Below are 21,887 nucleotides of genomic sequence, written 5' to 3' on the forward strand. Positions count from 1 at the left end.
GAATGCCTTCGTTGTCGACGACCCGCCGGATCACCGCGGGGATACTCATAGCGCTGGCCGGAATCTGCTACTCGTCGTGGGTCCTCGAGTTCTTCTGGTCGAGCCCGCTCGATCCGCTGAACAGCTTCCTCAGCGAACTCGACGCTGCCCACCGACCCCACCGAGCGGTGTACGAGGTCGGCGACATCCTCACCTCGATCTTCGCGGTGTGCTCGGCGCTGATTCTCTTTCTTCCGCGCCCGATCGTGAGTGGGGTGTACGCACGGATCGCTGTGATCTCGTTCGGCGTGTTCGGTGCAGCGACGTTGGCCGATGCGCTCGCACCCATCGACTGCATCCCCGGCGTCGACAAGGATTGCCCGTACGAACCGAGTGGGCTTCTCCCCCAGTTGCATCACATACATGCGTTGACCAGCACGGTCGCCGTGTTCGCCATCTTCATCACGATGATCGCGGGTGTGGTGGCCGCCTATCGACAACGCCCGCCGCTATGGCCGCTGCTCCGGACAGCCGGGCTCGGGGTACTCGTCATCGTCGCGGTGACCACCGCGTGGATGCTGATCGCCGACAACCTGCACGGCGACTACTACCTCGGGCTGGCGCAGCGCATCCAGGTCGGAGGCATGTCGGTGTGGTTGATCCTGTGGGGCATAGCGGTGTGCACGCAGCGCACACGCGCTCCGGCTCGCGCTGCGACCAGCACACCTGGTCAGGTCAGTTCGACCTCGTAAACGACGAAGTCGTTCGACGCGATGGTGTCGTACAGAGAACGGGCCGTCGTGTTGTCGCGTGCGGTCTGCCAGTAGACCTTCGGTAGTCCTTGGTTGCGAGTCCACTCGAGTACGTGATCGATCAGTGCCCGCCCTGCGCCACTCCGGCGAACATCCGGAGCGACGAAGAGGTCTTCGAGATAGGTGTAGGAAGCATCGCTCCACGTCGACGCATGCGTCAGCCAGTGCACGATGCCGATCGCTCGTCCGGTCTCGTCGCGCGCGATCGCACCGAACATCGGGTAGTCGGGGTCGAGGATCCGTGCGAAGGTCAGATCATTCTGTTCGTCGCTCAGTTCGTGCTCGTAGAACGTCAGGTACCCCGCCCACAGCGGAGCCCAGTCCTGCCGATCGGCCTCCGTCAATGGCGCGATTGTGGTGGTCATCAGTCGTCTCTCTCGTGAGTGTTCATCGGTGTCGCAAGTCAGCGATCAGGAAGGCAGCGGCCCGGGCTCTCGCATCGGCGGCGCGCCATTCTCATGTGGCACGTCAGCCGTCATGCAGTCGGGCGGAACACCACTCCACGCTTCAGCGCCGAACCCGAAACCGGTTGTGCAAAGGTATCTCCCACGTGCACCACGTAGCCGCTCTGGCTGGCGTCGACGTCATCGACGGAGAACCTCAGCACACACTGCCGACCCTCGTCCGTACTGTGGCGTTCGAGCGGCGTCGTCGCAAGTTTCGTGCCCGTTTCGCTGTAGATGGTCACGACCGACTTGTCGGAAATGGTGCCGCCGTTGGCTTCGGTCTCCCACGACCCGCAGCTCACCGGAACCCCTCCGATCGCAGTGAAATGCGGCGTGTAGTTGATCCCGAGCACGACGGCGAGCCCGGCGAGGGCCGCGAACACAACCATCGCGATCGACGTGCCGACAATGACCGGCACGCGAGTCTTGTGCTGCCACTCGCGTCGCGGCAACGCGGCACCCGAGTCCAGCCAGAACTCGGTGGTCCCTTGCTGCGAGTCACTCGGATACTGCGGCTGCTGGAAGGTCTGCGGGTAGCCCTGGTTCTGCGAGTACTGCTGCTCTTTGGGGTACTCCTGCGACTGTGTGTGTTGCGGCGAATGGGGGTGTTGCTGGCCCGACCACGATCCCGGATGCACTACGTGTCACTCCTTCGGAGGAAAGTATTTGATCAGGGCTTCTTGCACGACGGAGGTCGCAAGGGTTCCGTCTCGCTTCCAGAAGCGGCCCGAGCCCATCCCGCGCGAGCCGGTGGCGACCGGCGATCGCGTGGCGTAGAGCATCCACTCGTCGAAGCGGAAGTCACGGTGAAACCACATCGAGTGATTGACGGTCGCCGCGAACAGTCGGTCGATGCCCCAGGACAGGCCGTGCGTCGTGATGATCGAGTCGAGCACCGTGGTGTCGGACGCGTAGCACATCGCTGCGACGTGGAGCAGCGGATCGTCGGGCATGACGCCGTCGGCCTTCATCCATACTCTGTTGTCGCGCAACGTCTCTCCGGCTTCGCGCATCTTCCATGAGGGATCATTGGCGAAGCGGATGTCGATGGGATGCAACGCGTTGACGAAGGTGGCGATGCGGTCCTCGAAGCCCTTGAAGTGCTCGCCGAGCGGGGGCAATTCTTCCGGGTAGGGAACCTGAGGGATCTCGACCGCGTGCTCGAGACCCGCGGCGTTGTCCTGGAATGCGACGAGCATGGTGAAGATGACCTCGTCGTCTTGGATCGCGGTCACCTGCCGATTGGCGAATGACTTGCCGTCGCGGTAGCGGTCGATGTGGTACTCGAGGGGCTTCTTGACGTCGCCGCCGCGGATGAAGTGTGCGTGCAACGCGTGGACGGGAGGGTTCCCGCGCGTCAGGGTGCGTCCCGCCGCGACGACGCCCTGCCCGAGCATCTGGCCGCCGAAGGTGCGCGCGGTCTTCTGCTCGGGGTGCTGCCCGATGAACAGGTCGTCCTCGCGTCGTTCGACGTCGAGCAGGTCGAGGAGTTTGCCGAGATCCTCGGACACGTCGGTTGTCATGCAGATCACCCTATGCGGTCAGCCGCAGAGGAGGTGCGGCTGGTGGCTGCGTCGGCTCGTGGCGACGGGCGCAGCCACGAGCCGCGCAGAAACCTCAGTGGTCCTGCTCGCCGATGCGGTGCACGTGAATCATGTTGGTCGAGCCGACGGTGCCGGGGGGCGCGCCGGCGACGATCACGACAACGTCGCCATCGCGAAGCCTGCCGATGCGCAGGAGTTGCAAGTCGACCTGATCGATCATGTTGTCGGTGGTGTCGACGCGGTCGACGATGAACGTCTCGGTGCCCCAGCTCAGGGCGAGCTGGCTGCGCACGGCCTGGGTGGGCGTGAATGCCAGCAGCGGGAGTCGTGAGTGCAGGCGCGCGAGGCGTCGAACCGTGTCACCGGACTGGGTGAACGCGACGAGGGCTTTGACTTCGAGTCGTTCTCCGATGTCGCGTGCGGCGTAGGAGATGATGCCGCGCTTGGTGCGCGGGACGTGCGACAGCGGCGGGACGTCGCGCGAGCTTCCCTCGACGGCCTTGCAGATCCGGTTCATGGTGCGCACCGCTTCGATGGGCCATTTGCCGACCGATGTCTCGCCGGAGAGCATCACCGCATCGGCGCCGTCGAGCACGGCGTTGGCGACGTCGGATGCCTCCGCGCGGGTTGGGCGCGAGTTCTCGATCATGGAGTCGAGCATCTGGGTTGCCACAATCACCGGCTTGGCGTTCTCGCGAGCCATCTGGATGGCACGCTTCTGCACGAGCGGCACTTCCTCCAGCGGCAGTTCGACGCCGAGGTCGCCGCGGGCGACCATGATGGCGTCGAACGCGAGCACGATGGCCTCGAGGTTGTCGATGGCCTCGGGCTTCTCCAGCTTGGCGATGACGGGCACGCGGCGTCCGACACGGTCCATGACCTCGTGGACGAGTTCGATGTCGGCAGGGCTGCGCACGAAGGACAGAGCCACGAGGTCGACGCCGAGGCCGAGGGCGAACTCGAGGTCGGCGATGTCTTTCTCGCTCATCGCGGGCACCGAGACGTTCATGCCCGGCAGTGAGAGGCCCTTGTTGTTGGAGACCGGGCCACCCTCGGTGACGGTGCAGACCACGTCGTTGCCTTCGACGTCGGTGACCACGAGGCCCACCTTGCCGTCGTCGACGAGCAGCCGGTCGCCGGGGACGGCGTCGTCGGCGAGTCGCTTGTAGGTGGTCGACACGCGGTCGTGCGTTCCGACGATGTCGTCGGTGGTGATGCGCACGGTGTCGCCGGTGTTCCACATGACTTCGCCGTTGAGCGCGCCGTCGTCTTCGAATTTGCCCAGTCGGATCTTGGGACCCTGGAGATCGGCGAGGATGCCGACGGCCTTCTCGGCGTTGTCGCCGGCCTTTCGCACTCTTTCGTAGACCACTTTGTGGTCGTCGTGCGTGCCGTGGCTGAAATTGAGTCGCGCGACGTCCATTCCGGCGTCGACGAGTTCCTTCAGCCTCTCTTCGCTATTGGTAGCTGGACCCAGGGTGCAGACGATCTTGGTTCGGCGTTCCACTGTGCTCACCTTAGTCCGCTCGTTTCGGCATAGCCATCGTTACACCTGAGTTGTCACCGGACGTCAACGCAGCGTTGCTCGTCGCGGGTCAGCGTACGGACAGCGGGAGTTGGGCTGGTTTTACCGGTGACGGCAAATCCGAGGCACCCATGAGGAATTCGTCGACGGCGCGTGCAGTCGAACGTCCCTCGGCGATCGCCCACACCACCAACGACGCTCCGCGGTGGGCGTCGCCGCACACGAACACGCCGGGCGCGTCGGTCTGCCAGTCGCTTCCGCACGAGATGTTGCCGCGGCGGTTGGGCTCGATCCCCAGATCGGTGAGAAGTGCCGTGTCGCGTACGCCTTCGAATCCGATGGCGAAAAGTGCCAACTCGCAAGGGATCTCGAACTCGTCGCTGACCGGGGTGATCACCCGTCGACCGTCGGGCTCACGTACGACCTTCACTTCGGCGAGCACCATCGCCGTCACGTTGCCGTCGGCGTCGCCGACGAATCGTTGCACCGCAACCTGGTACTTGCGTTCGCCGCCCTCCGCGTGCGCACTCGACGTCCGCATGACAAGCGGCCAGGTCGGCCACGGCGAACGGTTGTCGTCACGGTCGCTGGGTAGTTCGGCGTTGTAGTCGAGCTGGACCACCGACGCCGCGCCCTGGCGATGCGCGGTTCCGAGGCAGTCGGCTCCGGTGTCGCCGCCGCCGATGATGACGACGTGTTTCCCCGCGGCGCTGATCGGCGACGGCCCGTCGCCCTCGCACTCCTTGTTGGCGGGCACGAGGTGTTCCATCGCGAGGTGCACGCCGTTGAGCTCACGTCCCGGGACCGGATTGTCACGCGCCTTCATCGCGCCGATCGCGAGCACGACGGCGTCGTGCCTGCTGCGCAGTTCGTCGACCGTGAGATCGATTCCGACATCGCAGTTGACGACGAATTGTGTTCCCTCAGCGCGCATCTGAGCGATTCGCCGCTCGATGTCGGACTTCTGAAGCTTGTACTCGGGAATGCCGTAGCGCAGGAGTCCGCCGACGCGGTCGTCCTTCTCGTAGACCGTGACGTCGTGGCCGGCGCGGGTCAATTGTTGCGCTGCCGCCAATCCGCCGGGACCGGAGCCGACGACGGCAACCGACTTGCCCGACTTCGCATCCGGCGCCTCGGGGCCGATGATGCCCTCTGCCCACGACTCGTAGGCGATCGTCTTCTCGATGCGTTTGATCGTCACGCTGCCGCCGGTCGTCGGCTCGGAGATCGACAACACGCACGCCGCCTCGCACGGTGCGGGACAGACCATTCCGGTGAACTCGGGGAAGTTGTTGGTCGCGTGCAGGCGCGCGCTTGCGGCATCCCACCGACCACGACGCACGAGGTCGTTCCACTCAGGGATCAGATTCCCCAACGGACATCCCGCAGTTCCGGAGTGGCAGAACGGGATTCCGCAATCCATACACCGACGGGCCTGCTCGGATACCTCGTTGAGCGAGGCGACGGGGTCGAATCCGTGCGCGTACACGTCTTCCCAGTCCTGCACGCGCTCGGCGACCGGACGATACTTCGATTCTTTCTTCCCGACTTCCAGGAATCCGCGTGGGTCAGCCACGTGCCGCCTCCATGATCGCTGAATCAACATCTCGCCCTTCGGCTTCGGCCATCCTGGCCGCGTCGAGGACGCGCTTGTAATCGGTGGGCATCACCTTGGTGAAGGCCAGGCATCGCCTCGGCCAGTCGGCGAGCATCGACGCACCGATCGCCGATCCGGTGAGCTCGGTGTGCTTCGTGATGTGCTCATGCAGCCAGCGCAGGTCGTCGGGGTCGGGTCGCAGTAGCTCCACCATCGCACCGTTGACCTTGGTCTCGTCGAGGTCGTAGACGAACGCGATACCGCCGGACATTCCCGCGGCCATGTTGCGCCCGGTGGGTCCGAGGATCACCACGCGACCGCCCGTCATGTACTCGCAGGCGTGATCGCCGACGCCCTCGACCACCGCGGTCGCACCCGAGTTACGCACGGAGAAGCGCTCGCCGACCTTGCCGCGCAGGTAAACCTCGCCCGACGTCGCGCCGTAGAGGATGGTGTTACCCGCGATGACCTGGTCTTCTGCGATGAACCAGGCATCCTCGTGTGGAGCCACCACGATCTTGCCGCCACACAATCCCTTGCCGACGTAGTCGTTGGTGTCACCGGTGAGCTTGATGGTCACACCTGGCGGAAGGAACGCGCCGAGCGACTGCCCTGCCGAGCCGGTGAGCTCGACGGTGATGGTGTCCTCGGCAAGCCCTTCGGCGCCGTATCGTCGGGTCACCTCCGAACCGAGCAGCGTGCCGACGGTGCGGTTGACGTTGCGCACCGGGAGCTCGAGTGTCACCGGATGCGCGTCTTCGAGTGCACCTTCGGCGAGTTGGATGAGCGTCTGGTCGAGCGCTTTGTCGAGGCCGTGGTCCTGACCGCGCACACGGCGGGTCGGGCCCTTGTCCTCGATCCGACGGAAGATCGGGCTGAGATCGAGTCCCTTGCTCTTCCAATGGGCGACGGCGGTGTCGGTGTGGAGCCGCTGCGACTGTCCGATCGCGTCGTCGAGCGTCCGATATCCCAACTGCGCCAGGTACTTTCGCACGTCCTCCGCGATGAATCGGAAGAAGTTCACGATGTGCTCGGCCTGGCCGGTGAACCGTGAACGCAACACCGGGTTCTGCGTCGCGACGCCGACCGGGCAGGTGTCGAGGTGACAGACACGCATCATGATGCACCCGGACACGATGAGCGGTGCGGTCGAGAAGCCGTACTCCTCGGCACCGAGCAACGCGGCCATGATGACATCGCGACCCGTGCGCAGCGCGCCGTCGCACTGCACGGTGATGCGATCGCGCAAACCGTTCAGCATCAACGTCTGCTGGGCGTCGGCGAGGCCGATCTCCCAGGGTGTGCCCGCATGCTTGAGCGAGGTGAGCGGTGACGCTCCCGTTCCGCCGTCGTATCCGGAGATCAGCACGACGTCGGCGTGGGCCTTGGAGACACCTGTCGCGACGGTGCCGACACCGACAGCACTCACCAGCTTCACGTGGATGCGCGCATCGGAGTTGGCGTTCTTCAGATCGTGGATCAGTTGCGCGAGGTCTTCGATGGAGTAGATGTCGTGGTGCGGTGGCGGCGAGATGAGCGCGACGCCCGGCGTCGAATGTCGTGTCTTCGCGATCCACGGGTACACCTTGTACGCGGGGAGCTGGCCGCCCTCACCGGGCTTGGCACCCTGCGCCATCTTGATCTGGATGTCGGTGGCGTTGGTGAGGTAGTCGCTCGTCACGCCGAACCGACCCGACGCGACCTGCTTGACCGCGCTGCGTCGTTCCGGATCGTAGAGGCGGTCGGTGTCCTCGCCACCCTCACCCGAGTTGGAGCGGCCACCGATGCGGTTCATCGCGATCGCGATGGTCTCGTGGGCCTCGGCGGAGATCGAGCCGTAGCTCATCGCGCCCGTGTTGAAGCGCGTCATGATCGACTCGATCGGCTCGACCTCGTCGAGCGGCACGGGATCGCGACCGGTGAAGTCCAATTCGAACAATCCGCGAAGTGTGCCGCCCTTTCGCGACTGATCGTCGACCTTGTCCGAATACGCCTGGAACACATCGTCGCGTCCGGTCTTGGTGGCGTGCTGGAGCAAGAACACCGTCTCCGGGGTGAACATGTGCAGCTCACCCTCACGGCGGTATTGGTATTCGCCGCCCACTTCGAGTCGTCGGTACACCTGTTCGGTTGGGTTACGCGGGAACGCCCGGTGGTGTCGGATGCGCACTTCCTCGGCGAGTTCGTCGAGTCCGACGCCTTCGATCCGCGACACCGTCCTGGTGAAGTACTCCTTGACGACGGCCGACGAGAGGCCAACCGCCTCGAACGCCTGCGACGCCGTGTACGAGCTGATGGTCGAGATGCCCATCTTGCTCATCACCTTCAGGACGCCCTTGCCGAGCGCCTCGATGTAGTTGCGCTTCGCCTTCGACGGCCTGACGCCCGTCAGCTCGCCCTCGGCGATCAGATCCTCGATCGATTCGAGTGCAAGGTACGGGTTGACCGCCGCAGCGCCGAAGCCGATGAGCAGTGCGATGTGGTGGACTTCGCGCGCGTCACCCGACTCGACGATGAGCGCGATCTTCGTGCGCTCCTTGGTGCGGACGAGATGGTGGTGCACCGCCGACGCCGCGAGCAGTGAAGGGATCGGCGCGTGCTCACGATCGGAGTGCCTGTCCGACACGACGAGCGTGCTGTGCCCCTCCGCGATCGCCTGGCTGGCGCGGCGTCGAAGATCTTCGAGCGCATCGGCAAGGCCCTCCCCGCCGCGGGCCACCTCATAGAGTCCGTGGAGGACCTTCGCGGAGAGTCCCGGGTTGTCGCCGTCATCGTTGATGTGGACGAGCTTGGCGAGGTCGTCGTTGTCGATGACCGGCCAGTGCAGCATGATCTGTCGACACGACGCCGCGGTCGGGGCGAGCAGGTTCTGCTCGGGTCCCATCACACGCGCCATCGAGGTGACGATTTCCTCGCGGATCGCATCGAGTGGCGGGTTGGTGACCTGCGCGAACAGCTCGACGAAGTAGTCGTAGAGCAACCGCGAACGCTGCGACATCACGGCGACGGGCGTGTCGGTGCCCATCGAACCGAGCGGTTCGTAACCCGACGCCGCCATCGGGGTCAGCAAGACGCGCAGGTCTTCTTCGGTGTAGCCGAAGGACACCTGACGTCGGACGACCGTGTCGTGGTTGGGCTTGTAGACGGGGCGCGGCGGGAGCGTGGCGATGTCGAGGAGTCCCGCGTGCAGCCATTCGTCGTAAGGCTCCGAACGCATGAGATCGCCCTTGATCTCCTCGTCGGGGATGATCCGTCCCTGTGCGGTGTCGACGAGGAACATCCGACCCGGTTCGAGGCGCCCCTTGGAGACCACGTCGTCGACCGGAACGTCGAGGACGCCGGATTCCGAAGCGAGGATGACCCGTCCGTCGCGCGTCTGCCACCAACGTCCCGGGCGCAGTCCGTTGCGGTCTAGGACGGCGCCGACGACGGTTCCGTCGGTGAACGTCACACATGCCGGACCGTCCCACGCCTCCATCAGCGACGCGTTGAACTGCAGAAACGCGCGGCGCTTGGGGTCCATCGACGGGACGTTCTCCCACGCCTCCGGCACCATCAGCATCACCGCGTGCGGCACGCTGCGGCCACCGAGGTGAAGGAGTTCGAGGACCTCGTCGAGCGACGCCGAATCAGAAGCCTCGGGCGTGCAGATCGGGAACGCGCGCTTGAGGTCGCCGGGAATGAGGTCTGTCTCGAGCAGAGCCTCGCGGGCCCGCATGCGGTTGCGGTTGCCGCGCACGGTGTTGATCTCACCGTTGTGCGCGACGAACCGGAACGGGTGCGCGAGCGGCCACGATGGAAAAGTGTTGGTAGAGAAGCGCGAGTGGACGATGGCGATGGCACTCAGGCAACGGTCGTCACGCAGGTCGGGGTAGTAGAGCGGCAACTGCATCGTCGTGAGCATGCCCTTGTAGACCATGGTGCGACTCGACAGCGACGCGACGTACAACCCGGTGCCCGCGGCCTCGAATTCGGGCGTGATGCGCTCGGCCTGCTTGCGGAACGGGTAGATGTAGCGGTCGAGGTCGACGCCGCCGAGCCGTGGTTGTCCCGGTTCCGGTTCGACCGTGACGAACAACTGCGCCATGAAGGGCATGCAGCCGACTGCGGTCTCGCCGATGTCGGCGCCGTCGACGTCGACGGGGAGGTCACGCCACCCGAGGATCGTGATGCCCTCTGCCTCGGCGAGCGACCCGACGCGGTCCATCGCATCTCGGCGGGCCGCCTGGTCCATCGGCAGGAAGCAGGTGCCGGCAGCATAGGTGTTCGCACCGTTCTCCGACGGCGCGGGAAGTGCGAAATCGACTGTGCCACGGAACAATTCGTCGGGCAGCTGGATCAGGATGCCCGCTCCGTCGCCGCTGTTCGGCTCGGCGCCTGCAGCACCGCGGTGTTCGAGGTTCTCGAGTGCGAGCAGACCGTCGGCGACAATCGAATGCGACCGACGACCGTGGATGTCGGCAACCATCGCGACGCCGCACGAATCCACTTCTGTCTCTGGGTCGTACAGGCCCTGTTTGGCCGGGAGCGCAGAAAACAACATCACGAGCCTCCACTCGATTCGCGTGAATCAAATGTTGAAGTCCTCAGGGACAGCGCTGGCCCGTGGAGCAGGAGTCAGGACACGACGCCGTTGGGGACGCGTGTTCCCGGGTGAGATCCCACTCTATCCGACCACCGCCCGCCGCGTGGTTTTCGACGCCGCGGCGGGGGTTGGGGGTGCGGGAGGTCGGGGCGTCCGGCGGAGGGGCAGCGTCGAGCCGCGTGCGCGGCGGGGCGTGGGGCTGGGCGCGGCGTCGAGCCGTCGGGTGGCGGCGCAGAAACTAGGGGAAAGAATCCTTCCCCTACTCCCAGACCTCTCCCCCGAAAACTTCGCGGGGACACGCAAGAAGGCCGCGGAAAGAACCCTTCCCCTACTTCCCGCAGCCCACACGAGGCCGACGACCCGGTCCCCGGGGCAGGCGCCCGAGTGAGTCGAGCTACTGCGAGTCCTTTGGCTTCCACGGCTTGGCGTCGGCCGACTCGCCGGTGCCCGGGATGATCTTGGCGTCGATCTCTTCGTACTCGTCGACGACGGCGTCGGGACCGCCCGCGTTCGTCATCTGGCCGTCGGCGAGAACCTCTTCGGCTTCGTCCACGCCTTCTGCCGTCGCGGCGCCGTCGTCATCGGCAGCGTCCTCGGCATCTTCGGCGATGCCCTCGGCGACCTCTTCGGCGTCGATGTCGGCGGTGTCGCCCGGAGTCGTGTCGGACTCGGAATCGGACTCCCCGAGAATCTCCGACTCGGTGGTCACGCCCTCTGGTCGAGCCGGATCGTGTTCGGGGTTCCACGGTGTGGCGTCAGCAGATTCGGCAGTGCCCGGGATGATCTTGGACACGATCTCCTCGTTCTCGTCGAGAACCGGGTCGGGTCCACCCGCGTCGATCTCCTGCCCGTCGGCGAGTTCGGCTTCATCTTCGTCGACGCCCGATGGGCTGGTGTCGCCCTCGTCGTCGGCCTTGTCCTCGATGTCTTCGGACAGCCCCTCCGCAATCTCGTCGGCTGCCACGCTGCTGTCTTCTGCGCTGCTCATCGGAACCCCTTCGTCGGTCGGATCATCCGCCGCGTCGGACCCGGCAGATTCGGAACCATCGGACTCTGTGTCACCGGAATCGGTTACACCAGCCTCGGCTCCACCGGCCTCCGTTGCATCGGACTCGGCTACATCTGGCTCGGTGGTGGCGGACTCGTCTCCATCTTCCACGGCTTCGTCGCCGGCGGGGGCGTCCTCATCAGGATCCGTATCCGAGTCGGGTTCAACGTCCGAGTCAGCGGCCTCGCCCGAGTGGGCCTCGGTCCCAGTCTCGGTCTCGTCGGCGTCGGGCGCGACGTCAGCCTCGTCGACGTCGGTGTCCGACGCCTCGTCGTCCGATGCCTCTTCGTCCGGCGCCCCTTCGTCCGGCGCCTCTTCGTCCGCGCCGACAGCAGCGGCACCGCCGACGGCAACCGCCGCACCAGCAGCGGCCGCGACCGGGATCGTCTTCGACGACGAGTCATCGGACTCCTCGTCACGATCCGCTTCGGCGGCCGCGGCCTTTTCCCGCTCCGTCTTGTCTTCCTCCACCTTTTCGTCCTCGACCGCGTCGCCGTCGGCTTCCTCATCGTCGAAGAAGTGCTCGCCGTCGTCGTCCTCGTCGTCGATGTCGTCGTCGAAGTAGGCGCCGGTGTGGCCGAGCTCCTCGAGTTCGGCGGCCCGTTCGGGCCAGTAGACCTCGAGGCCCTGCTCCCGGCCGCGGGGCGCGACGATGAAGTAGATCGCGCCGCAGACGATGCCGAGGGCCGCGGTGAACACGTTGATGCGGACGCCTGCGATGTGGGTGAAGGCGGGATCGGAACGCATGAGTTCGACGGCAAACCGCCCGATGCAGTACCCGACGACGTAGAGCGCGAAGAGACGGCCATGGCCGATGCGGAAGTAGCGGTCGACGAGCACCAGGATCACGACGATCAGGAGATTCCACAAGAGCTCGTACAGGAACGTCGGGTGGACGACCGCGACGACCTGGCCGTTCGACACTCCCGTGATCAGGCCGGGGTCGGCCTGTCCCGATGCGTCGACGCGCTCGTAGATCTCCAGGCCCCACGGGACGTCGGTCGGTCGGCCGTAGAGTTCCTGGTTGAAGTAGTTGCCGAGGCGACCGATGGCCTGGGCGAGCAGGATCGCAGGCGCGATGGCGTCGGCGAACGGCGGCAGTTTGATGCCCATGCGCCTGGTGCCGATCCACGCACCGAGGCCGCCGAACAACACGGCACCCCAGATGCCGAGACCGCCGTCCCAGACCTTGAATGCGTCGATCGGGGTCTTGCCGCCGTCACCGAAGTAGATCTGCCAGTCGGTGAGCACGTGGTAGATGCGACCACCGATCAGGCCGAACGGAACCGCCCAGATCGCAACGTCGAGAACCTCGCCCGAACGCCCACCACGGGCAATCCACCGACGGTTTCCCCACCACACGGCGACGATGATGCCGACGATGATGCACAACGCGTAGGCCCGGAGCGGAAACGAGCCGATGTACCACACGCCCTGCGGCGGGCTGGGGATGTAGGCGAGCATCGTCGTCGTCGGCGCTGTCACGCTGCCACCCTAACGGACGCTGCGGACCCCACGGCCGAAGCCACCGAGGCGGTCAGAGGTCTGCTCGCGGTTCGTGCACGCCCGCAGCCAGTTCCGTGACGAGGTCGGCCAGGTGGTCTTGGCCTGCCTTGGCCGCTGTGACCAGTGCCGAGCCAACGATCACTCCATCGGCGTAGCTCGCGATTTGCGACGCCTGCTCACGATTTCGAACACCGAGTCCGACGCCGAGCGGGATGTCGGAGTACTCGCGGACGCGTGCACACAGCTCTGGCGCGGCGTCGGACACCGCGTCGCGCGCTCCCGTGACACCCATCGTCGACGCGACGTAGACGAACCCGCGCGATGCGTCGACGGTCAGCGCGATGCGTTCGGTCGTCGACGACGGTGCGACGAGGTAGATGCGGTCGAGGTCGAACTCGTCGGACGCCGCGTGCCAGGCAGCACCCTCTTCTGGGATCAGGTTGGGCGTGATCATGCCCGCACCGCCCGCAGCCGCCAGGTCACGCGCGAACTTGTCGACGCCGTACTGCAGCACGGGATTCCAGTAGCTCATGACGACGGCATTCCCGCCCGCGGCGGTGATCGCTTCGACGGCACGGAATACGTCGCGGACTCGCACCCCGTTGGTCAGCGCGAGGTCGGCGGCCTCCTGGATCGTCGGTCCGTCCATGACCGGATCCGAGTACGGCACGCCGACTTCGATGATGTCGCAGCCCGCACGGACCATCGTCTCGAACGACTCGATGGACTTCTCGACGGTCGGGTAGCCGACAGGGAGATACCCGATGAGCGCGGCACGTCCCTCGGCGCGACACTTCTCGAAGACCGGGCTCAACTTCGACGGTCCCGCGTGCACGGGTGCCTTCGGCTGTGTCATTGCACGTCCCCCGTGGTGCTTGTTGCGGCCGCCGTACCGGTCGTCACGCCGACCTCGTTCTCCGATGGTGGCGGGTCGAAGAGGTGGAACCAGCGCGCAGCGGTGTCGACGTCCTTGTCGCCGCGACCGGAGAGGCTGACCAGAACGATCGCGCCCTCCCCCAGTTCCTTACCGAGCTCCAGAGCTCCGGCGAGTGCGTGAGCCGATTCGATGGCGGGGATGATGCCCTCGCGACGGCTGAGCAGAGCGAGCGCCTCCATCGCCTCGGTGTCGGTGATGGGACGGTACTCGGCGCGGCCGGTGTCTTTGAGCTGTGCGTGCTCGGGCCCGACCCCCGGGTAGTCCAGTCCCGCTGAGATCGAGTGCGACTCGATGGTCTGGCCGTCCTCGTCCTGCAGCAGGTACGAGTAGGCACCCTGGAATGCGCCGGGTGTGCCTCCGGTGAACGTCGCGGCATGTCGACCGGTCTCGACGCCGTCGCCCGCGGCCTCGAAGCCGACGAGGCGCACCTCGGAGTCGTCGAGGAAGGGATGGAAGATTCCGATGGCGTTGGACCCGCCACCGACACAGGCGGTGACGGCGTCGGGTAGGCGCCCCGCCTGGTCGAGGATCTGCGCGCGTGCTTCGAGTCCGACGATGCGCTGCAGGTCGCGCACCATCATCGGGAACGGATGCGGACCGGCCGCGGTACCGAAGCAGTAGTACGTGTTGTGCGCGTTGGTCACCCAGTCGCGCAGCGCCTCGTTGATCGCGTCCTTCAGGGTCGCAGAACCGTTGTCGACCGCGACGACCTCCGCGCCGAGCAGTCGCATCCGTGCGACGTTGAGTGCCTGCCGGTCGGTGTCGACGCGGCCCATGTAGACGATGCACTCCATACCGAACAGTGCGCAGCCGGTCGCGGTGGCCACACCATGCTGACCGGCACCGGTCTCGGCGATGATGCGGGTTTTACCCATGCGCTTGGCGAGCAACAACTGCCCGAGCACGTTGTTGATCTTGTGCGAACCGGTGTGGTTGAGGTCTTCGCGCTTCAGGAAAATCCGTGCGCCACCGGCGAATTCGCTCAGGCGCGTGGCTTCGTAGAGCGGCGAGGGACGTCCGACGTAGTCGCGCTGCAGCCGATCGAGCTCACCGAGAAACTCGTCATCTGTGCGCATCTTCTCGTAGGCAGCGGTCACGTCGTCGATGACCGCCATGAGCGCCTCGGGAACGTGACGCCCGCCGTACACGCCGAAGTGTCCGCCCGCGTCGGGTTCCGACGACGTACGGGTGCTGACTCCGACACTCGCAGTGGGGAACTCGGCGCGAAGTTGATCGTCGGATCGGGATTCGGTGGTCACGGAACTCTCACAGACATCTCGTCGTCCGTGACACGGCAAGTCGACGCTAAATCGAAAGCGAGTGTCAGCGAACGGGTTTCGGACAGGAAGGATGGGTACCGGCGGTCACGAGTTCGGAGACCGCAGTACGCGGGTCGCCGCTGGTGACCAGGCCTTCACCGACGAGGACCGCGTCGGCACCCGCACCAGCGAATGCCAGTAGATCTGCGGTACCGCGCACACCCGATTCGGCGACCCGGATGGTCTCGGTTGGCAGACCCGGAGCGATACGCGCGAACGTATTGCGGTCGACCTCAAGGGTTTTCAGGTTGCGGTTGTTGACACCGATGACCGACGCACCCGCTTCCAGAGCGCGGCTGGCCTCGTCTTCGGTGTGCACCTCGACGAGCGCGGTCATGCCGAGACTCTCGGTGCGGTCGAGCAGCGAGGCGAGCACATTCTGTTCGAGTGCCGCGACGATCAGCAGGATGACGTCGGCGCCGTGGGCGCGAGCCTCGTGGATCTGGTACGGGCCGACGATGAAGTCCTTGCGCAACACGGGGATGTCGACGCGGGCGCGCACGGCGTCCAGATCGGCGAGCGACCCACGGAACCGACGCTCCTCGGTGAGGACGCTGATGATGCGCGCACCACCCGCTTCGTACGCGGCGGCGAGGTCGGCTGGATCAGGGATGTCGGCGAGCTCACCCTTAGAAGGACTCGCTCGCTTCACCTCTGCGATGACACCGATTCCGGTCTTGCGCAACGCAGCCATCGCATCGCGAGGAGCCGGCGCGGCAACGGACGCCTTTTTGACGGCCGCGTAGTCGACGATCGCCTCGCGCGCGGCGACATCGGCTTTCACTCCCTCGAGAATTGAATCGAGGACGGTGGGCGTGCTCACGACAGCTGGCTCCCTTTCTGTTCGTGCTCTCAGGGTAGACGGCCGCCTTCGAAGCGCCGGGAGCGGGTTGTGTTTTTCGTCATCGTTGATCAGTCGGATCGATCCCGGTGTCGAGAGCGTCCCAGAGCATGCGCTCGTTGGGCGCGTCGTGCTCAGCATCTCGCTCGCTCGTCGACTCGGCAGACTCCGCCGAATCGTCTGCCGCAGCGCTCTTCTCCGCCGCCGGTGACCCCGCCGACGAGACGGCGCCGGCGGTCCGGGAGTCGCCATCGGTCTGGCCGCTCTTGCCGGTCTGGACACTCTTGTCCGTCTGACCACTCTTGTCGGCCTGTGCCGATTCGGATGCCTGGCGCCGCTTGTGTTCAGCGAAGATCTCACGCTCGATGTCTTCGCGTCGCGCGGCGGGCGTCTTGTACTTCGACGACATGCCCGCGCCGGATGCGACACGCATGAGCAGCACCCCGGCGGCGACGGCGCACAGCGACCCGATGAGGACAACGGCGGCCACCCAGTTGTTGGTGGTCACCAACTGCACGACGTATCGATCGCTGAGACCCGCGGCGGTGGCGGCGTACAAGTCGTTGGTTCCGCCCATGATGAGGGAGATCGCCGGGAAGGCGGCGAGCACACCCGCTGCGGCAACCAGGAGCGCCAGGATGCGCAAACCCCACCCACGAAGCGACATCGCCGCCAGAATCGCCGCGAGCAACACCAGCGCGAGTGGCGTGAGCCACGGGCTCCAGTCGCTGCCCTTGACGTCGAAGGTCCGTGCCGGGGACAGCCCGTCGGCAGCGAGCACCGTTGCCCAGGTCAGGCGCGACGCAATCCAGAATGCGAGCGCCGCAGCGGCGAGCAGTATCGATCCGAGAAGCTTTGTTCGACGCTGCGCTCGCGCCACCTGCTTCTCATCGTCGGCGGCACTACCCGCCTCAGCGCCCTCGACATCAGGGCTTTCAGCGCCGGGATTTCGTTCAGGGTCGGGAACGGTCATCGGTCACTCTCCACGCCGTCACTCTCCACGCCGTCACTCTCCACGCCGACGCGACGCATCGTCGTGGCAGCCGCTATCGCGTTGAGTACAGCGGTGGCCTTGTTGCGTGCCTCGTTGTACTCGTAGTCGGATTCGCTGTCGGCCACCACGCCGCCGCCCGACTGCACGTAGGCGATGCCCGTGCGCATCAGTGCGGTGCGGATCGCGATGGCGGTGTCGGCGTTGCCTGCGAAATCGAGGTAGCCGACGATCCCGCCGTACAGGCCGCGTCGTGTCTTCTCGTTGGCTTCGATCAGTTCCATCGCGCGCACCTTGGGCGCACCGGTCAGCGTTCCCGCAGGAAAGCATGCGGTGACAGCGTCGAGCGCGTGCTTGTCGTCGCGCAGCGTGCCCGACACCGTCGACACGAGGTGCATCACGTGGCTGTACCGCTCGATGTGGCGATAGTCGCTGACCTTGACGGTGCCCGGGGCGCACACACGCCCGAGGTCGTTGCGACCGAGGTCGACGAGCATCAGGTGCTCGGCGTTCTCCTTCTCGTCCTCGGTGAGTTCCTTGCCGAGGAGTTGGTCTTCTTCTTCGGTGGCTCCGCGCCAGCGGGTCCCGGCGATCGGGTGCGTCGTGGCCACCCGGTCGGTCACGGTCACGAGCGCCTCGGGACTCGATCCGACGATCGTGAACGGGGTGCGAGGCGCGCCGCTGTCGTCGGTACCCACACCCGGCATGCGCAGCAGGTACATGTACGGACTCGGGTTGGAGGCCCGCAGAATGCGATAGACGTCGAGCGGATCGGCGTCGGTGTCGATCTCGAAGCGCATCGACGGCACCACCTGGAATGCCTCACCCGCCTCGATTTCGCGGACCAGGCCGGTGACGATCTCGCCGTACTCCTCGCGGGTGCGCTGCACGCGGAAGTCGGGTGCGGGCCTGTCGAAGCGCGACACGGTCGACGGTGCAGGTGCAGCCAACGCCTGCGTCATCGCGTCGAGTCGGGCGACGGCGTCGACGTATGCCTCCTCGGCGCGTTCGGCACTGCCGTCCCAATTCACCGCGTTCGCGATGAGGGTGATGCTCCCCTCGTGATGGTCTACGGCGGCAAGGTCTGTCGCCAACAACATCATCAGATCGGGAAGGCCGAGGTCGTCGACTGTCGTCTCGGGTAGACGCTCGAGCCTGCGCACCATGTCGTACGCCATGAATCCGACGAACCCGCCGGTCAGCGGCGGCATGCCGGGCAAGGGATCGGTGGCGAGCAGCCGCAGCGACTCGGCGAGCACTGTCAGCGGATCGCCGTCGACGGGAGCGCCTGCGGGAACAGTCCCCCACCAGGCGGCCTTGCCGTCGACAACGGTCAGCGCCGACGGTGCGCCGACGCCGATGAACGACCACCGTGACCACGACCGGCCGTTCTCCGCGGATTCGAGAAGGAACGTGCCCTCCCGCTCACCCGCCAATTTCCGATACGCCGACAACGGCGTCTCCGAATCGGCGAGCACCTTGCGCGTGACCGGCACGACGCGATGGTCGGAGGCGAGGTCGAGGAACTCCTCGAGCGTCGTCGTATCGGCATTCGTGGTCGACGTAGAACTGCTCCGTGAGCCGTCGGTCGCCGCTGCGAGTGTGTGTTCGCCGCTCATCCGAGCGGCTCGCCGCCGACGCCCCACTGTGAACGGGGCACCTCGGTGATCGTGACCCATACCGAATCCGGGTTCTTGCCGGTGGCCTTCGCGTACGCCTCGGTCACCGCCGCGATGGTCTCGCGTTTGACCCGGTCGGAGAGACCTGGGGTCTGCGAGATCTGGATCAGTGGCATGACTGCGTCACCGCCTTCCGTCGGCTGGTCCGCGTCGAGTCCTCGGCCGCAGCGTCGTGCGGCATTCGAGCTCGTGAAGTGCGGAGCTGTGGGGAGAGTGTCTCCCCGACGATTGTCCCAGGCATCAACTCGACGCCGCGCCCGCCCCGTCGGCGTGCTGATCGTCGCCCTGCTCGTCGTCGACGTCGAAGGGCAGCGACGGGGTGTCGAAACAGCTGTGGTTGCCGGTGTGGCAGGCGGCACCGACCTGGTCGACGATCAGCAGGATCGTGTCGCCGTCGCAGTCGAGACGAGCGTCGTGCACGTATTGGGTGTGCCCGCTGGTGTCGCCCTTGACCCAGTACTCCTGACGTGAGCGTGAGTAGTAGGTGGCGCGACGTGTCGCGAGTGTGCGCTCGAGTGCCGTGTCGTCCATCCACGCGACCATCAGGACCTGCCCGGTGGAGCGTTCTTGGGCGACCGCGGCGAAAAGCCCATCCGCGTTGCGCTTGAGCTGTGCGGTCAGTTCCGGCGCGAGTGCCATGCGATCAGACCTGCCCTTCTGTGTCGCGTTCGGTACGTACGACGATGCCTTCGGCTGCCATCGCACCCTTGACCTCTGGGATCGTGAGCTCGCCGAAGTGGAATACCGATGCGGCGAGCACTGCGTCGGCTCCCGCCAGCACCGCGGGCGCGAAGTCTGCGGCCTTGCCTGCTCCACCACTGGCGATCACCGGGACGTCGACCACCGCGCGGACCGCGGCGAGCATCCGCAGATCGAAACCCTGCTTGGTGCCATCGGCGTCCATCGAGTTCAACAGGATCTCGCCGACGCCGAGCTGCTGACCGCGCTGCGCCCATTCGACGGCGTCGATTCCGGTGCCCTTGCGTCCGCCGTGGGTGGTGACCTCCCACCCGGACGGCGTCGGCTCGGCGTCCTCTGGAACCGTTCGGGCATCGACCGAGAGCACGATGCACTGCGATCCGTACCGTCGGCTCATCTCGGCGAGCACCTCCGGCCGGGAGATTGCCGCGGTGTTGACGCTCACCTTGTCGGCGCCTGCGCGCAGCATCGCGTCCACGTCGTCGACTGTGCGGATGCCACCTCCGACGGTCAGCGGGATGAAGATGGCGTCGGCGGTGCGGTGCACCACGTCGATCATCGTGGCGCGTCCAGAACTCGACGCGGTGACGTCGAGGAAGGTCAACTCGTCTGCGCCCTCGGCGTCGTACCGGGCGGCCAATTCGACGGGGTCGCCTGCGTCGCGGAGGTTCTGGAAATTGACGCCCTTGACGACCCGACCGTCGTCCACATCGAGGCACGGGATCACGCGTGTTGCGAGGGTCATCGAGAAGTCCTGTCGTCTGTGCCGGGGCTGTCGGTGCTGGAGATGTCGCTGCCGGACCACCCGCCGACGTCGTCGATCACGGCCATCAACTCGTGGTGCACGTCGGGCATCGCGGTCACCAGCGACGGCGACGACGCGGTCCACGGGTTCCCCGCGAGGTCGGTCGCCACCCCACCGGCGGCACGCACCAGGGCGGCTCCGGCGGCGTTGTCCCAGGCGTGTGCACCGAAAGCTATTGCGGCACCGAAGATTCCGGCAGCTACGTACGCCATGTCGACGCCCGTGCTGCCCGTCATGCGCAGTCGGGCCGCTCGCACGCTCAGCGCTTCGAGCAGTTGAGCTCGTCGCACCCCGGGGTAGCGACCGCCGTGACTGACGTTGAACGGCCCGAACGCGACTGCTGTCTGGGCGAGCGTTGTCGGAGGGTGTGCGGCCATCGGAACGCCGTTGCGGTACAGCGGACCTCCCACGTAGCCGGCGTAGCGCGTTGCGGTCAGCGGCAGCCACGTGAGACCGAGTACCGCCTCACCGTCGACGAGCAGTCCGAGCAGGATGCCGGTGAGCGGCATGCCCGTCGAAAAGTTGTACGTCCCGTCGACCGGATCGAGAACCCATACAGCACCGTCGGTCACCGGTGGTCCACCGAATTCTTCGCCGTGCACGTCGATTCCGGTCCGGTCGGTGAGTTGCTGTCGAATGCGCTGTTCGAGGTCGAGATCGACCTGGGTAGCGAAGTCTGTCGCACCCTTCACGACGGCGCTCGGCGCGCCGAGCCCGGCGACGAACTCCCCGGAGACACCGTCGAGAATGCTGCCCGCAACCTCGAGGAGTGCGGGCAGATCCAGGCCGGAACCGGTTGTCACAGGTTACCGACCGCCGCCAAAGCGTCGGGCAGGGTGAATCGCCCCGCGTAGAGAGCCTTACCGACGATCGCACCCTCGACACCCTGGTCGGTGAGGCTCGCGATGGCGATGAGATCACCGAGAGCCGACACGCCACCCGATGCGACGACGGGCGCGTCGGTCGCCTTGGTGACCTCGGACAGCAGCTCGAGATTCGGCCCGCCGAGCGTGCCGTCCTTGCTGACGTCGGTGACGACATAACGGGCGCAGCCGTCGCCGTCGAGTCGGGCGAGGACCTCCCACAGGTCGCCGCCGTCGGTGACCCATCCCCGACCACGCAGTCGATACGAGTCACCGTCTGCGACGACGTCGAGTCCGACAGCGATGCGGTCGCCGTAGTTGGCGATCGCACGTCTGCACCACTCGGGGTTTTCGAGTGCGGCCGTACCGAGATTGACGCGGGTACAGCCCGTGGCGAGTGCGGCCTCGAGGGACTCGTCGTCGCGGATTCCGCCTGACAACTCGACCTTCACGTCGAGCTCGCCCACCACACCTGCGAGCAGTTCACGGTTGTTGCCCCGACCGAAAGCGGCGTCGAGGTCGACGAGGTGAATCCACTCGGCACCGTCGCGTTGCCATGCCAGCGCGGCGTCGCGGGGCGAGCCGTAGGCGGTTTCGGTGCCTGCCGCACCCCGGACGAGCCGAACGGCCTGTCCATCGGCAACATCGACAGCTGGTAGGAGTTCGAGGGTCTTCCCCATGACGTGAGGTCTTTCCTGTCTGTTGTTCTCG

Annotated in this window: 18 protein-coding genes; 1 reads left to right on the plus strand and 17 read right to left on the minus strand. The window is 66.0% G+C overall.

Annotated elements, in window-relative coordinates:
* The first annotated feature begins 2 nt into the window (after positions 1-2).
* Positions 3-731 carry a DUF998 domain-containing protein gene (locus ABW18_RS06395; RefSeq protein WP_049698182.1) on the plus strand — a complete coding sequence of 243 codons (729 nt, stop codon included), beginning with the start codon at positions 3-5 and terminating at the stop codon, positions 729-731.
* Here the strand turns inward: ABW18_RS06395 and ABW18_RS06400 are convergent.
* The 17 genes from ABW18_RS06400 to priA form a co-directional block, all read right to left on the minus strand.
* A complete protein-coding gene (locus ABW18_RS06400; protein ID WP_053117390.1) occupies positions 710-1,156 on the minus strand; it encodes a GNAT family N-acetyltransferase in 447 nt (148 codons plus the stop codon). The genes ABW18_RS06395 and ABW18_RS06400 overlap by 22 nt on opposite strands.
* Before the next feature lie 110 nt (positions 1,157-1,266).
* Positions 1,267-1,875 carry a hypothetical protein gene (locus ABW18_RS06405; RefSeq protein ID WP_049698184.1) on the minus strand — a complete coding sequence of 203 codons (609 nt, stop codon included), beginning with the start codon at positions 1,873-1,875 and terminating at the stop codon, positions 1,267-1,269.
* Positions 1,876-1,881: 6 nt separating this feature from the next.
* Positions 1,882-2,760 carry an acyl-CoA thioesterase gene (locus ABW18_RS06410; RefSeq protein ID WP_049698185.1) on the minus strand — a complete coding sequence of 293 codons (879 nt, stop codon included), beginning with the start codon at positions 2,758-2,760 and terminating at the stop codon, positions 1,882-1,884.
* 94 nt (positions 2,761-2,854) lie between these two features.
* Entirely contained in the window at positions 2,855-4,288 is a 1,434-nt protein-coding gene (gene pyk, locus ABW18_RS06415) for a pyruvate kinase (protein ID WP_039856938.1), read from the minus strand.
* Between the two features lie 88 nt (positions 4,289-4,376).
* A complete protein-coding gene (locus ABW18_RS06420; RefSeq protein ID WP_049698186.1) occupies positions 4,377-5,882 on the minus strand; it encodes a glutamate synthase subunit beta in 1,506 nt (501 codons plus the stop codon).
* Positions 5,875-10,446 carry a glutamate synthase large subunit gene (gene gltB / locus ABW18_RS06425; protein ID WP_049698187.1) on the minus strand — a complete coding sequence of 1,524 codons (4,572 nt, stop codon included), beginning with the start codon at positions 10,444-10,446 and terminating at the stop codon, positions 5,875-5,877. Before gltB ends, ABW18_RS06420 begins: the two co-directional genes overlap by 8 nt.
* A 436-nt stretch (positions 10,447-10,882) precedes the next feature.
* On the minus strand, positions 10,883-13,000 hold the full coding sequence (lgt, locus tag ABW18_RS06430; protein WP_049698188.1) for a prolipoprotein diacylglyceryl transferase: 2,118 nt from the start codon (positions 12,998-13,000) through the stop codon (positions 10,883-10,885).
* Between the two features lie 73 nt (positions 13,001-13,073).
* Complete coding sequence (trpA, locus tag ABW18_RS06435; RefSeq protein WP_049698189.1) at positions 13,074-13,898, minus strand: tryptophan synthase subunit alpha; 825 nt, start codon at positions 13,896-13,898, stop codon at positions 13,074-13,076.
* Positions 13,895-15,238: a tryptophan synthase subunit beta gene (gene trpB, locus ABW18_RS06440; RefSeq protein WP_049698190.1), complete on the minus strand. Its 1,344-nt coding sequence runs from the start codon at positions 15,236-15,238 to the stop codon at positions 13,895-13,897. The genes trpA and trpB overlap by 4 nt, the downstream gene beginning before the upstream one ends.
* 64 nt (positions 15,239-15,302) lie before the next feature.
* Positions 15,303-16,121: an indole-3-glycerol phosphate synthase TrpC gene (gene trpC / locus ABW18_RS06445; RefSeq protein ID WP_049698191.1), complete on the minus strand. Its 819-nt coding sequence runs from the start codon at positions 16,119-16,121 to the stop codon at positions 15,303-15,305.
* A gap of 79 nt (positions 16,122-16,200) precedes the next feature.
* Positions 16,201-17,112, minus strand: coding sequence for a TIGR02234 family membrane protein (locus ABW18_RS06450; RefSeq protein ID WP_053117393.1), 912 nt, complete (start codon positions 17,110-17,112; stop codon positions 16,201-16,203).
* Positions 17,109-18,749 (minus strand): anthranilate synthase component I, encoded by a 1,641-nt coding sequence (locus ABW18_RS06455; RefSeq protein WP_049698192.1) that lies wholly within the window; start codon positions 18,747-18,749, stop codon positions 17,109-17,111. The genes ABW18_RS06450 and ABW18_RS06455 overlap by 4 nt, the downstream gene beginning before the upstream one ends.
* Positions 18,746-18,925: a tautomerase family protein gene (locus ABW18_RS06460; RefSeq protein WP_005179191.1), complete on the minus strand. Its 180-nt coding sequence runs from the start codon at positions 18,923-18,925 to the stop codon at positions 18,746-18,748. The genes ABW18_RS06455 and ABW18_RS06460 overlap by 4 nt, the downstream gene beginning before the upstream one ends.
* 124 nt (positions 18,926-19,049) lie before the next feature.
* Positions 19,050-19,448, minus strand: coding sequence for a phosphoribosyl-AMP cyclohydrolase (gene hisI, locus ABW18_RS06465; RefSeq protein WP_049698193.1), 399 nt, complete (start codon positions 19,446-19,448; stop codon positions 19,050-19,052).
* Between the two features lie 4 nt (positions 19,449-19,452).
* A complete protein-coding gene (gene hisF, locus ABW18_RS06470) occupies positions 19,453-20,253 on the minus strand; it encodes an imidazole glycerol phosphate synthase subunit HisF (protein WP_049698194.1) in 801 nt (266 codons plus the stop codon).
* Positions 20,250-21,116: an inositol monophosphatase family protein gene (locus ABW18_RS06475; protein WP_049698195.1), complete on the minus strand. Its 867-nt coding sequence runs from the start codon at positions 21,114-21,116 to the stop codon at positions 20,250-20,252. Before ABW18_RS06475 ends, hisF begins: the two co-directional genes overlap by 4 nt.
* Positions 21,113-21,856 carry a bifunctional 1-(5-phosphoribosyl)-5-((5-phosphoribosylamino)methylideneamino)imidazole-4-carboxamide isomerase/phosphoribosylanthranilate isomerase PriA gene (priA, locus tag ABW18_RS06480; RefSeq protein ID WP_049698196.1) on the minus strand — a complete coding sequence of 248 codons (744 nt, stop codon included), beginning with the start codon at positions 21,854-21,856 and terminating at the stop codon, positions 21,113-21,115. Before priA ends, ABW18_RS06475 begins: the two co-directional genes overlap by 4 nt.
* Positions 21,857-21,887 lie beyond the last annotated feature (31 nt).

Origin of the sequence: Gordonia jacobaea, assembly GCF_001186365.1 — a bacterium.
In the GTDB taxonomy this organism is placed as follows: domain Bacteria; phylum Actinomycetota; class Actinomycetes; order Mycobacteriales; family Mycobacteriaceae; genus Gordonia; species Gordonia jacobaea.

Bases quoted from the DNA above. Each gene is read 5' to 3' on its own strand.
- ABW18_RS06395 (WP_049698182.1), top strand. From the start codon at position 3: ATGCCTTCGTTGTCGACGACCCGCCGGATCACCGCGGGGATACTCATA.
- ABW18_RS06400 (WP_053117390.1), bottom strand. From the start codon at position 1,156: ATGACCACCACAATCGCGCCATTGACGGAGGCCGATCGGCAGGACTGG.
- ABW18_RS06410 (WP_049698185.1), bottom strand. From the start codon at position 2,760: ATGACAACCGACGTGTCCGAGGATCTCGGCAAACTCCTCGACCTGCTC.
- gltB (WP_049698187.1), bottom strand. From the start codon at position 10,446: ATGTTGTTTTCTGCGCTCCCGGCCAAACAGGGCCTGTACGACCCAGAG.
- lgt (WP_049698188.1), bottom strand. From the start codon at position 13,000: ATGCTCGCCTACATCCCCAGCCCGCCGCAGGGCGTGTGGTACATCGGC.
- trpA (WP_049698189.1), bottom strand. From the start codon at position 13,898: ATGACACAGCCGAAGGCACCCGTGCACGCGGGACCGTCGAAGTTGAGC.
- ABW18_RS06450 (WP_053117393.1), bottom strand. From the start codon at position 17,112: ATGACCGTTCCCGACCCTGAACGAAATCCCGGCGCTGAAAGCCCTGAT.
- ABW18_RS06455 (WP_049698192.1), bottom strand. From the start codon at position 18,749: ATGAGCGGCGAACACACACTCGCAGCGGCGACCGACGGCTCACGGAGC.
- ABW18_RS06460 (WP_005179191.1), bottom strand. From the start codon at position 18,925: ATGCCACTGATCCAGATCTCGCAGACCCCAGGTCTCTCCGACCGGGTC.
- hisI (WP_049698193.1), bottom strand. From the start codon at position 19,448: ATGGCACTCGCGCCGGAACTGACCGCACAGCTCAAGCGCAACGCGGAT.
- hisF (WP_049698194.1), bottom strand. From the start codon at position 20,253: ATGACCCTCGCAACACGCGTGATCCCGTGCCTCGATGTGGACGACGGT.
- priA (WP_049698196.1), bottom strand. From the start codon at position 21,856: ATGGGGAAGACCCTCGAACTCCTACCAGCTGTCGATGTTGCCGATGGA.